12 protein-coding genes are annotated in these 12,482 nt (G+C 37.6%); 4 read left to right on the top strand and 8 right to left on the bottom strand.

Annotation, left to right across the window (positions count from 1 at the left end; all coding sequences use genetic code 11):
- Positions 1 to 45: 45 nt before the first annotated feature.
- The 4 genes from AHA02nite_RS05410 to AHA02nite_RS05425 all read right to left on the bottom strand — a co-directional run bounded on the left by AHA02nite_RS05410 (position 46) and on the right by AHA02nite_RS05425 (position 4,893).
- Positions 46 to 1,869, bottom strand: coding sequence for an ABC transporter ATP-binding protein (locus AHA02nite_RS05410; RefSeq protein ID WP_146815156.1), 1,824 nt, complete (start codon positions 1,867 to 1,869; stop codon positions 46 to 48).
- A gap of 15 nt (positions 1,870 to 1,884) precedes the next feature.
- Positions 1,885 to 3,636 carry an ABC transporter ATP-binding protein gene (locus AHA02nite_RS05415; protein ID WP_146815158.1) on the bottom strand — a complete coding sequence of 584 codons (1,752 nt, stop codon included), beginning with the start codon at positions 3,634 to 3,636 and terminating at the stop codon, positions 1,885 to 1,887.
- 185 nt (positions 3,637 to 3,821) lie between these two features.
- Positions 3,822 to 4,262, bottom strand: coding sequence for a TlpA family protein disulfide reductase (locus tag AHA02nite_RS05420; protein WP_146815160.1), 441 nt, complete (start codon positions 4,260 to 4,262; stop codon positions 3,822 to 3,824).
- Between the two features lie 88 nt (positions 4,263 to 4,350).
- Entirely contained in the window at positions 4,351 to 4,893 is a 543-nt protein-coding gene (locus AHA02nite_RS05425) for a peroxiredoxin (protein WP_146815162.1), read from the bottom strand.
- A 213-nt stretch (positions 4,894 to 5,106) separates the two neighbouring features.
- On the opposite strand from AHA02nite_RS05425, the gene AHA02nite_RS05430 reads away from it, so the two are divergent.
- The 3 genes from AHA02nite_RS05430 to AHA02nite_RS05440 all read left to right on the top strand — a co-directional run bounded on the left by AHA02nite_RS05430 (position 5,107) and on the right by AHA02nite_RS05440 (position 7,929).
- A complete protein-coding gene (locus AHA02nite_RS05430; protein ID WP_146815164.1) occupies positions 5,107 to 5,931 on the top strand; it encodes a mechanosensitive ion channel family protein in 825 nt (274 codons plus the stop codon).
- 73 nt (positions 5,932 to 6,004) lie between these two features.
- Positions 6,005 to 7,339, top strand: coding sequence for an FAD-dependent oxidoreductase (locus AHA02nite_RS05435; RefSeq protein WP_146815166.1), 1,335 nt, complete (start codon positions 6,005 to 6,007; stop codon positions 7,337 to 7,339).
- A gap of 389 nt (positions 7,340 to 7,728) precedes the next feature.
- Complete coding sequence (locus tag AHA02nite_RS05440) at positions 7,729 to 7,929, top strand: hypothetical protein (protein WP_146815168.1); 201 nt, start codon at positions 7,729 to 7,731, stop codon at positions 7,927 to 7,929.
- Between the two features lie 395 nt (positions 7,930 to 8,324).
- On the opposite strand, the gene AHA02nite_RS05445 is transcribed toward AHA02nite_RS05440, so the two are convergent.
- From AHA02nite_RS05445 to cbpB, 3 genes are all read right to left on the bottom strand, one after another.
- The gene (locus AHA02nite_RS05445; RefSeq protein ID WP_146815170.1) at positions 8,325 to 9,437 is read right to left on the bottom strand and encodes an N-acetyldiaminopimelate deacetylase; all 1,113 of its coding nucleotides are present in this window, start codon (positions 9,435 to 9,437) and stop codon (positions 8,325 to 8,327) included.
- 90 nt (positions 9,438 to 9,527) lie between these two features.
- On the bottom strand, positions 9,528 to 10,244 hold the full coding sequence (gene dapD, locus AHA02nite_RS05450; protein WP_146815173.1) for a 2,3,4,5-tetrahydropyridine-2,6-dicarboxylate N-acetyltransferase: 717 nt from the start codon (positions 10,242 to 10,244) through the stop codon (positions 9,528 to 9,530).
- Between the two features lie 99 nt (positions 10,245 to 10,343).
- A complete protein-coding gene (gene cbpB, locus AHA02nite_RS05455; protein WP_146815175.1) occupies positions 10,344 to 10,793 on the bottom strand; it encodes a cyclic-di-AMP-binding protein CbpB in 450 nt (149 codons plus the stop codon).
- 144 nt (positions 10,794 to 10,937) lie between these two features.
- On the opposite strand from cbpB, the gene trhA reads away from it, so the two are divergent.
- The gene (gene trhA, locus AHA02nite_RS05460; protein ID WP_146815177.1) at positions 10,938 to 11,576 is read left to right on the top strand and encodes a PAQR family membrane homeostasis protein TrhA; all 639 of its coding nucleotides are present in this window, start codon (positions 10,938 to 10,940) and stop codon (positions 11,574 to 11,576) included.
- Positions 11,577 to 11,624: 48 nt separating this feature from the next.
- On the opposite strand, the gene fadH is transcribed toward trhA, so the two are convergent.
- A complete protein-coding gene (fadH, locus tag AHA02nite_RS05465; protein ID WP_146815178.1) occupies positions 11,625 to 12,392 on the bottom strand; it encodes a 2,4-dienoyl-CoA reductase in 768 nt (255 codons plus the stop codon).
- Positions 12,393 to 12,482 lie beyond the last annotated feature (90 nt).

The raw sequence follows: 12,482 nt of genomic DNA on the forward strand, positions 1-12,482 counted from the left end.
TAAACCTACAAACAACAAATAGCTGGCCGAAGCCAGCTATTTGTCTTATAGATCATCTAACATTTGAAATTGTGATTTAACTAAACCGTAGTATTCACCTTGCTTCTTCATCAATTCATCATGGTTACCTTGCTCTAAGATCTTGCCATGTTCTAACACAATAATGTTATCTGAATCACGAATCGTTGATAGACGGTGCGCAATAATAATCGACGTACGTCCACTTAACAATCTCTTTAAAGCTTTTTGGATTTTCACTTCTGTTTCAGTATCTATACTAGCTGTCGCTTCATCTAGAATGATAATTTTCGGATCAGCTAATAGTGCACGAGCGAAAGATAGTAATTGACGTTCACCTGCTGATAAGATGTTACCTCTTTCTTCTACTTCTGTTTCATATCCTTCAGCTAAACGTTGAATGAAATCATCCGCTCCAACCACTTTAGCCGCTTCAATAACTTCTTCGTCAGTTGCATCAGGTCGACCGAAACGAATGTTTTCCATAATTGTACCTGAGAAAATAAACGTATCTTGTAGTACTACACTAATCTTCTGACGCAAATCATCAAGTTTCACGTCACGTAGATCATGGCCATCGACCTTAACAGCACCTTTAGTTGGGTCATAGAATCGATTAATTAAGTTAGCAATCGTCGTCTTACCAGAACCGGTATGACCAACTAACGCGACTGATTGACCTGGTTTCATTTCTAGTGATATTTCATGCAGGGCAATTCGTTCTTCATCATAAGCAAACTGCACTTGATCGAATTCTATATGCCCTTCAATATCATCTAGAGACTTAGCATCTTCTTTTTCTTTTACATTCGGCTCTTCATCTAAAAACTCAAAAATACGTTCAGATGCTGACATGGCCATTAACAGTTGGTTATACATTTGACCAAGTCTAGAGATTGGCTCCCAGAACATGTTCATAAATAAAGCAAATGTAATAAATACACCGACTGTTACATTACCATTAATGATTAGGAATGAACCAAATGCTAAAAGAATTGCAACACCAAATGCATTACTCATTTCAACAAACGGTCTAAACATCGCACTCTTTCTTGTTGCATTCTTCCAGTTTTTGAAGTTATCAGTATTAACACCATCGAAAAACTCAGTGTTCTCTTTCTCTTGAGCGAATGACTGTGTAATTCGAATGCCTTGAATGCTCTCATTTAAGTGAGAATTTAAGCGAGATTGCTGAATTCTCACTTGTTGCCAAGAACGACGAATGTTCTTACGTAAACGTGTTGAAATGTAGAACATTATTGGAATTATAACAATTACTGCAGCTGCTAACTCTGGACTTAATACAAACAAAATAATGATAATAGTTGTGATCGTAATAACGTCCATAATCAAGTTAATAATTCCATTTGTAAATAGCTCTTGTAATGAGTTAATGTCGTTCATAATTCTTACGATAATACTTCCTGCTGAACGATTGTCGAAAAATCGATTCGATAGTCTTTGAACGTGCGAGAACAAATGTTTACGTAAGTCGTATATAACATTTTGCCCAAGCAAGTTGACATACTTAATGCGGATCATATTACCAATGTAACTTAGTCCATATAAAATGGCGATCCCTACAATTAACTGCATAAGCAGATTAGCGTCATTATTTTCGATGGCCATGTCAAATGCCACTGTACCAATTAAAATGGGTACTAGAATTCTAACTATTGTTGATACTAACATCGCAATGACTGCAATCGGTAAGATCGTTTTGGCATAAGGCTTTAAATACTCTAAAAGTCTTACAAGCTGTTGCCAGTTAAACGGCTTATCAACGGCAACATCTTGCGTATAGTGAAATCGTTTTAAGTGAGGGCTTTCTTTCCTCGTTTCAGTAGCCATAGTTACTCCCTCCTTCTATACATGTTGCTTTCCTAGTATTGCTTCTTTATCTTGATATTGAATGTCATAAATACGTTGGTATGGTCCATTGTTTTGTAGTAAAAAGTCATGCTCCCCACGTTCAACAATTTCACCATCTTCTAATACTAAAATTTCATCTGCATGCTTTAAAGATGAAATACGGTGTGCAATGATAAATGTCGTTCTGTCATGCATCACTTCTTTTAGTGCAGATTGAATCTTAAACTCTGTTTGCATATCTACTGCACTTGTCGCATCATCAAGCACTAAGATGCTTGGATTAATCAATAATGCACGTGCAATCGAGATTCTTTGTTTCTGTCCACCAGATAATCCCATTCCACGCTCACCTAGTAACGTGTCATAACCATTTGGCATATCCATAATAAAGTCATGCGCCTGTGCACGTTTAGCAGCATCGATAATGTCATCCATAGACGCTTCTGGATTACCGTAAGCAATATTTTCTTTAATCGTTGTTGAAAATAAGAATGGCTCTTGTAACACGAAACCAATATGTTTACGTAGGTCTTTTAACGAGTATTCTGTTGTCGGTTTTCCATCAATTAATACCTCGCCCTTTTCTGGTTGATAGAAGCGTGTCATTAATTGTGTAATACTCGATTTACCAGAGCCAGTTGCTCCAATTAATCCGATAATTTTTCCTGGTGGTGCATCAAACGATACGTCTTTTAATGCTTCATCATCATCTTCAACATAAGTTAATGTCACATCTTTGAATGTTACATGCCCCTTAATTTCTTCACCCTTAGGCTCGAGTTCATCGTCTAATTCTAAATCTGACTCAAGAACTTCTAACAAACGTTCTCCCGATGCTTTTGCTTGTGAGAACATGTTAACAACGAAACCAAAGTTCATGAGTGGTCCTAAGAACATCCAAACTAGGGAAAAGAATGCAGCTAATTCACCTGGTTGCAAGTTTCCTTGCATGACGAGGTAACCGCCATACGCTAATAGAGCAACAACCGAAACGTTACCGACAAACTCCATAAATGGCATATATTTAGCCCAAATCTTAGCGGTGTTAATATAATGTTCGCGGTAATTTTCACCTTTATCTTCATAACGGCCGATTTCAAAGTCTTCACGTGACAAGGATTTAACTGTATTCATTCCTGAGATGTTCTCTTGTACACGTGTGTTCATACGACCAAATGATCGACGAATTCCTAAAAATGCTGGGTGTACTCGTTTATCAAACATGTATACCGAAACAGCTAAGAACGGCATTACTGCAATCGTTACTAGAGCTAAAGGTACGGAGTAATAAAGCATGACAGCTAAACTGACCGTAACCATTGAGAAAACTCGTAACATTTCAGCGAAACCGAATGATAAGAAGAATCGAAACCCTTCAACGTCCGCTGTTAATCGAGACATTAAGTCACCTGTCTTTGCGTTATCGTAATACTTAAAGGAAAGTCGCTGTAACTTTTTATACAAGTCATCACGAACTTCATAAACGGTTGAAATACCGAATAAGTCTCCTAAATACTGTTGAGTATATACAGTTAAAGCTTTGATCCCCATTAACACTATAAATGCTATTACGATCATAGGTATTAATTCAAAGTTACCTGGATAAATAACTTCATCAATTGTAAGCTGAAGTACAACTGGATATGCAGCGGTAATTACCGTTACAAATAACATCGAAATTAACGATAGTATTAAGAACCTTTTATAAGGCCAATAATACTGTTTTAGTTTTTTAAATATGTCCAAGCTTTTCTCCCTCACTTTCTGTTTAATCAAAAAATGCTGCTTTTATAAATATATCGGGATACGAAATAAATTTCTACCCCTTTTATTAAATTTTTTGAAAAAAATATAAATTATAATTTTTCTCCCTATTATTAAAAACACAAAAAAAAGCTGACTAGTCACAGACTAATCAGCTTTTTACTCATTTATTTTCCTAATACACGGTTAACGCGTTTCGTTAACATCTTCATGCCGCTTCCACCAGCTTGGAAGTGACGAAGGTTACCTTCAGCATCAAACACATAATAAGCTGGTACATATTGATTTTCGAATGCATCTGTTAGCTTATGCTCACTGTCAACGAAAATAGGTTGCGTAATGCCATGCTCCTCTGCCACTTCTTTTACTTGATCTAGATCTAAATCTTTTTCAGAACGAGGCATATGAACAGCGACTACATTTAACTCATCTGCATAATCATCTCTAAATTGGTTAACTTGAGGCATTGCTTCTTTACACATGCCACAACTGACTGACCAAAAGTGAAATAAAGTTGGCTTATCACCAACGAGATCTTCACGTGTCACTTCGCCGTTAATCCATTCTGTTGCGCCAGTAATCTCTGGCATCGGTGTACGTAGTTTCATTACTCTAACCTCCTATATATATCACGAAAATAAAAGGGGCTAACACCTTACTATGTTAGACCCCTCTAAAAATGTAACAATTTATAACTTATAGAGTCGTTTGGCCTGGCTTCCAGTTAGCTGGGCAAAGACCACCAGTTTGTAGTGCTTGTAGTACACGTAAAGTTTCATCTACGTCACGACCAATATCATTATGGAAGACAGTAGCATACTTTAGCTCACCTTCAGGGTCAATAATGAATAGACCGCGTAACGCGATTCCTTCTTCTTCAATTAAAACACCGTAATCTTTAGAAACTTGGTGATTCGTATCAGCAGCTAATGGATAAGCTAACTGCTCTAGACCATTGTCTTCACGGCTAGTATTAATCCAAGCTAAGTGCGTGTGAATTGTATCAGTTGAAACACCGATTACTTCAGCGTCTAAATCTTCAAACTCATCATAACGATCAGACATCGCTGTAATTTCAGTTGGGCATACGAAAGTGAAATCCATTGGATAGAAGAATAGAACTGTCCACTTATCCTCTTTCATATTTTCTTCAAGAGAAACCTTACCAAATTCTTTATTAGCCATTACTGCATCCATTTCAAAACGTGGCGCTTGTTTTCCTACCATGCGTTCTGCCATAGTGAATACCTCCATTATTATGTATTTGTCTTTTTACAAAAACCATTATAAATTATAACAAACGTACAAGAATCGTCAACATAATTATAGAGATGACAAAATCTTGTCATACGGTACCATTATAACCATCTCTTTTTGTAGTTAAACATAAGGTTAAAACTTGTCGGTTTGTGGTATATAATTAAAAGAAACTAAAAAGTTAGGAGCATTATTATGGATCTAATCAATGTAGACAGCTTAATCGATTCAGCTATGACTATTGGTGGACAGCTACTTTTATTAATCATTGTTTACTTAATCGTAGCTCCATTAGGTAAGAAAGCAGTAACTTCAGGTGTTGAGCAAACGGCCAAAAGACAGAAGTTAAGTGAAGGACGTACAAAAACATTACAAAACCTTCTCGTAAATGTTTTTACATACGTTTTATTGTTCTTCTTCATTGTTACGTTTTTAGGTATTTTAGGAATTCCTTTAGGACCAATTCTAGCCGGTGCTGGTATCGTTGGTTTGGCAGTTGGCTTTGGTGCACAAGGATTAGTTAGTGACATTGTTACAGGTTTTTTCATTTTAATCGAAAAACAAATTGACGTAGATGACTATGTAACAGCTGGCGGTCATGATGGTATCGTTGAAGAATTAGGTTTAAGAACGACTAAACTACGTGGCTTTGACGGTACATTGCACTACATTCCTAACCGTAATATCCAAGTCGTCAATAACCATACTCGTGGTAATATGCGTGCATTAGTCGACATGAACATAGGGTATAGTGAAAACATTGATGAAGCGATCCGTGTACTACAAAACGTTTGCGATCAGTTCACAGGTGATGGACGTCTTAAAGAAGGACCTGACGTTGTCGGAGTACAAAGCTTTGGCTCTTCAGAAGTTGTTTTACGTGTTATAGCCCAAACAGAAAAAATGGAACAATGGGGTGTTGAACGCGATCTACGTAAAGCAATGAAAGAAGCGCTTGATGAAGCAGGCATAGAAATTCCGTTCCCACACCACGTCGTTTTAAACAAAAATGAACAGTAAATTTTAAGGGTTAGAGCTCATGATTGTCATGGGCTCTATTTAATAAGCAAGAAGATATAAGTGAGGTGTGAATATGAAGTATGTCATTATTGGTGGCGATGCAGCAGGAATGAGTGCCGCCATGCAAATAAAACGCGGTGGCGATGAGCATGATGAAATAGTAACGTTAGAGCGAGGCGAGTATTACTCTTATGGTCAATGCGGACTTCCTTACGTATTAAGTGGTCAAGTTGAATCAACAGACGATGTCATCGCTCGTCCTGTTGAAGTGTTCAGAGACAAATACGGTATTGATGCTCGTATTCATCATGAAGTGACACAACTAGACTATGAGAACAAAACTGTAAGCGGAGTTCAGACTGATACTGGAGAACCTTTTCAAGTAGAATATGATCAATTACTCATTGCCACAGGTGTGAGTCCTGTTCAACCTGACTGGGAAGGATTAGACTTAAATGGCATTATATCGATGAAATATATCCCTGATACCAAAGAGATTAAAGGTTATATCGACAACTACCAACCTAAAACTGTTACCATCGTCGGCGGCGGTTTTATCGGATTAGAACTTGCAGAAAATATTAAAGAAATCGGTATTGACGTTCGAATTATTCAACGTGGTAACCAACTTATGAACCCATTTGACGAAGATATGGCTGAATTAATCCATGAAGAAGCTAAACGAAAAGGTGTGGAATTAGTTTTTAATGAATCAGTCCAGTCTTTTAAAGGCCAAGAATATGTCGATACTGTTATAACAGACAAAAATGAATATGAAACAGATATGGTATTAATCAATGTTGGTGTAAAACCTAATACAGACATGGTTTCAGATGACTTTCACCTTGGCCCTAAAGGTGAAATCATCGTCAATGCCTATATGGAAACGAATATAGATGATGTTTATGCAGCTGGGGATTGTGCTAGTCATTATCATAGAGTCAAACAATTAAACGATTTCGTACCCTTAGGAACAACTGCTAACAAGCAAGGTATGATTGCTGGAATGAACATGATTGGTCATAATCGAGCTTTCCAAGGAATTGTCGGAACATCAATTTTAAAGTTTTTTGACCTTGATATTGGTAGAACGGGATTATCAGAAAAAGAAGCCAAACAATTAAATATACCGTATGACTCTGTTAAAGTAGAAACAAATGCAATTGCAGGCTACTACGAAAAAGGTCAAAATGTAACAGTAAAAATCGTTTTTGACAAAGGCTCTAAACGTCTTTTAGGTGGGCAAGTAATCGGTGTTATGGGCGTGGATAAACGGATTGATGTATTAGCAACCGCCCTTTACCACAACATGACTACCGAAGACCTTCTAAATTTAGACTTGGCTTATGCCCCACCATACAATGGTGTTTGGGATCCAATACAACAAGCTGCGCGGAGAACGTTATAATTATTAACTATCTAAGTCTAGTATAAATCCGAGTTCACTTAATAAAGTGAACTCATTTTTTTGAAAATAAAGTAAATACCTTTCATACATGCTATAATTTAATCAACTTATGAATTCTAGGAGTGAAAACGATGAATTTAGTATTCTTTTTATACATCGTCCTCTTCCCTTTTTGTACTATGCTCCACGAATTAGGCCACTCAATTGCTGTTACAACAACGTCAAAATCTCACGCGAAAATCTATTTAGGTAACAAAAACAAGAGCAAAATTAATTTTAAAATTGGTAGGGTTCATTTTTCCTTGAACTTGTCGCTGAATGGTTATTGTTCATGGGAAAATAGCTTAAGTAATAGACAGAAACTTTTCGCTTTAATTGGAGGCCCCCTGATGTCTTTACTTCTCGCCTTAGCTTTCGGAGGGATTTCTACGTTAACTACTTCTAATACTCTAACAGCATTTTTGATCGGCCTCATACTCTATAACTTAATTCAATTTTTAATAACGATCATTCCATTAAAATATCCAAAGTGGATGAGTATGTCTGGTAGTTCGGATGGATTAAAGATACTATACTTACTGAGACAATAAAACAACACCATACAAAGAGGCTGTGACCAAAGGATAGAGTGTTGTTAAAATGAATGCGAATCTGCGAGTTTTCATATTAGTAGCAGATACTTAGCGGAATTAAAATGCGAAGACTCCAGCGGGAACAGCACGAGTCTCGAGACCCCACAGGCCCCGTTCTTTGGGCCGAGTGATGCACCTGCGTCTACAAGCAATGCTCCGAAGCAGGCTTCCTCGGTGCAAGTTTCAAAGATGCAGTTTCGATGAAGTTGCCTGGCTCGAGCCGTGCCCCTGCATAGAAAACACTGCGACAAACGACCTTGGGAAGTTTGAGCAGATGTTGCACTTGTGCCCTGTGGGTAAAAGCGAAGCATTTTGATGGAGCGGTGTTTAAAACAAACCGAAAGAAATAAAAACTATGATTTCATCATTTTAACAACTGCTTCAATTCCAACTTCAATAGCATCTTCTTTCGGGTTTAGTTTACTGTTATGCAATCCATGTTCTGAGTCAACACCTAACCAAAACATAAAGCCGCGTAAATCTCTTAACATATACCCGAAATCCTCACCTGTCATTGCTTCTTCCGCCTCGATGAACTCGATATTCGTATCACTTAAAGCATCTTTAAAACGCTCAACATACTCCCCGTCATTATGAACCATATAATAATTCGCACCGTAATCGACACTTGTTTGACACTCATACCTTACTTCAATTCCACGTAAAATACGCTCGATTGATTGTTTAATCTCTGGCATTGTCTTCGCCGCCGTTGTACGAATCGTCCCTTCAACACGAGCATGTTCAGGGATGATATTTTGTACAGTACCTGCTTCCATTTTCCCTAATGTTACAACAGCATCCTCTAATGGGTTCACCATACGTCCAACGACTTGCTGTAATTGCACGTTAAACGCACTTGCTGCCATCATCATATCTTTCGTCTCATGTGGATAGGCTGCATGACCACCTTTTCCGTGAAAATCGATAAACAATTCACTCGTATTCGCAAATAGAAGCCCTTCTTTTGATGCAACTGTTCCGACTGGTCGTTTTGGATCAACGTGTAAAGCAAAAATATAATCAATGTCATACTGCTTCATTTCCTCACTTGCAAGCATTGGTTGTGCCCCACCCGGTCCTTCTTCAGCTGGTTGAAACACAAATAATGCATTGTGCTCAATTCGCTCTTGAACAATTTGTGTTAATGAACCTAAAGCAATTGTCATATGTAAATCGTGTCCACAAGCATGCATTCTTCCTTCGTGCTGTGAAACGAAATCTAAACCTGTTTCTTCAGTAATGGGTAAACCGTCTATATCAGCACGGTAAGCAACTGTCTTCTCCCCTACTGTTCCTTTAACGAAAACGAAAATACCTGTCTTCCATTTAGTGATTGTTATATGTTCTTGAGGAAGTGTTTCAATATAGTCGAGTAAATATTGTTGTGTTTTAAATTCTTGAAAACCTAATTCAGGAATTTGGTGTAAATCTCTTCTTATTTTAATCCAATTAGCATTCGTCATTGTTTTCAAACCTTTCACTTTATGTATCCAAATCTAAAAAAGCGGAAATCATCAATGTGACTTCCGCTTTTAATTATGAACGATGACTTTTTAGTTGTCTAGTTTACGTAGTTCTTGTTTAATTTCTGTTTTGTTACGAGTTTGGTCATCGATGTCTTTAATCTTCTTAGCTGGTGTGCCTGCTACAACAGTGTTTGGCGCAACATCTTCAGTTACGATTGAACCTGCAGCAACAACTGCTCCTTCACCTACTGTTACACCTTCTAGAATAACTGCATTAGCACCAACAACTGCTCCATCTTCAACTACAACTGGCTTTGCAGAAGGTGGCTCAATTACACCTGCTAGAACAGAACCTGCACCAATGTGGCAGTTCTTACCTACAGTTGCACGACCGCCTAATACAACGTTCATGTCGATCATTGTACCTTCGCCAACAACAGCACCAATGTTAATTGAAGCACCTAACATAATAACGGCACCATCACCAATTTCAACTTGGTCACGAATAATCGCACCTGGCTCAATACGTGCATTAATATTTTTAAGGTCTAATGTTGGAATTGCTGAATTACGACGATCATTTTCAATTACGTAATCCTCAATTGCCGCTTCATGCTTTGTTAATTCTTCTTTAACAACACTCCACTCACCAAAGATGACACCTGAGCTTCCTGTAATAAATGCTTGCACATCTTCATGGAACTCAACATTCTCTAAATCACCTTTAACGTATACTTTAACTGGTGTTGATTTCTTAGCGTTTGAAATAAAGTTAATAATTTCGTTTGCATCCATTTGGTTCATCGTAAAATCCTCCATCTATGTTCTTTTTACTATTTTAATTTATCAAAGGATTAAGGCCTGTTACAAGCAATTTATTAACCTTTGACTAAAAATCTTTCATTATGATTTGTTACGTTTTCTGTAATATTCGTTACGGTATTCTTTTAACAATTGTCTTCTCGTTATAATTCCTTGCATTTGTTGGTCTTCATCGACAACACAGACAAAGTTATAATCAATCAACTCATGCAATGCCTGCTCGATCGTATCATCGATTAATAGTGTAGGTATTTCGCGATCCATACAATCACTAACCGTTTTCTTTTCTAATAGTTCAACTTCGATTTTTTCAACACCAAACATAGCTTCTAGAATATGTGACTTGCTAATAATGCCTTCGAATTTGCCGTGGAAATCTAAGACAGGTACTGCATTGTAACCTGTTTTAGTTAGAACTAATAGTGCATGTTCTAGTGGGTTACTGTTTTGTACGTGTGCTACCTTTTCAGCATCGACCATCTTTTCCTGCACAAGAGTTGTCGCTAAATCAAACTCTTTTGTTTCTAGCATGTTTGTCCTCCTCATCAAACGAAACCAATTGGAAATTGTCTCGTTTCCAAGAAATATTTTAACATAAATCTTGAAAAATGAATAATGTTTAACTTAGATTTAAAATGAGCTATACTGGTTAAATAGAAAAGAGGGATGAGAATTATGCCATATGATTATTCACGAAAAGAAGAGGCTGCAAATGCGATAACTCATGGCCTTGGTGCTGCATTAAGTATTGCGGGACTTGTCATTTTAATTGTATTTGCTTCGTTAAACGGTAGCCCGTGGCAAGTTGTTTCAGTTACTATTTACGGAACGACGATGTTACTAATGTATTTATCTTCAACTATTCTCCACAGTTTAAAACCAGGTAAAGCGAAAGATGTCTTTTTATTCCTTGATCATTCGTCGATCTATTTATTCATTGCTGGAACTTACACACCGATTTTACTCATTTTATTAAGAGGGCCTGTCGGCTGGACAGTGTTAGGCGTCGTTTGGGGAGTCGCGATTTTAGGGATTGTCTTCAAAGTATTTTTCGTACATAGATTTATGGTCGTTTCTACTTTACTTTACATTATCCTTGGTTGGTTTATCGTGTTCGTTTGGCGTCCATTATCAGCGGAGATGGAATTGACCGGGTTAGTTTATTTAATTATTGGTGGAGTGTTATATTCTGTCGGAAGTATTTTTTACATGTGGAGAGGCTTTCCATATCACCATGCTGTTTGGCATATATTTGTCATAGCTGGTAGCGCGTTTCACTTTTTTGCCATCCTGTTTTATGTTGTGTTGGCTTAATAAAATAATTGATTTTACCGGTGAGTATTACCTCACCGGTTTTATTTTTTAAAACGGATACTGGTTCAGTGATTGTCCACCATCTAATGTGATCACTTCACCATTTAAATACTTTGCTTTATCTGACAACATAAAGTAAGCGAGATCTCCAATTTCTTCAGGCTCACCTAAGCGCTCAAGTGGTACGGATTTAATCGTTCGTTTTGCTGCTTCTTCTGACTCCCACAGCTTATCGGCTCCACCAGTACGATCGATTGGACCTGGAGCAATCGCATTAGCACGAATACCGTAACGTCTTCCCCATTCAACAGCTAATGTACGTGTCATCGCTAGTACACCTGCTTTGGCTGACGCTGAATGGATAACACCTGGTCCTGCATCCCATGCATAAGTTGCTACCATGTTTAAAATTGTCCCTTTTATGCCATTTTCAATCCAATACGTTCCAACAGCATGAGAACAATAATATGTACCGTTAAGGACGATATCAATAACTGATGTCCAACCATTCGGTGATAATTTTTCAGCTGGCGCAATAAAGTTGCCCGCCGCATTGTTTACTAAGTGATCGATACGGCCGAAATGGTCTGTCACATCTTGAACCATTCGCTCGACATCATTCAAATTGCGAACATCCATAACAACCGTCATAACATCGCCTTTAGCATCTTGCATTATTTCAGCTTTCGCTTCGTTTAACTTATCTTCTTTTCGACCTGTAATAGCCACTAACGCACCTTCTTGGGCAAATTTCTTCGCCATATACTTGCCCATACCATTCGAACCACCTGTTACGATTACAACTTCATTTCTCATCTAATACCTCTCCTTGTTTGTAAGCACTAACTGACTTTTAGAATGAATGAATATTCATTCTCCTCTGTCTATTGTAACGAACTAACAAAC

Source organism: Alkalibacillus haloalkaliphilus (assembly GCF_007991275.1).
GTDB lineage: Bacteria > Bacillota > Bacilli > Bacillales > Alkalibacillaceae > Alkalibacillus > Alkalibacillus haloalkaliphilus.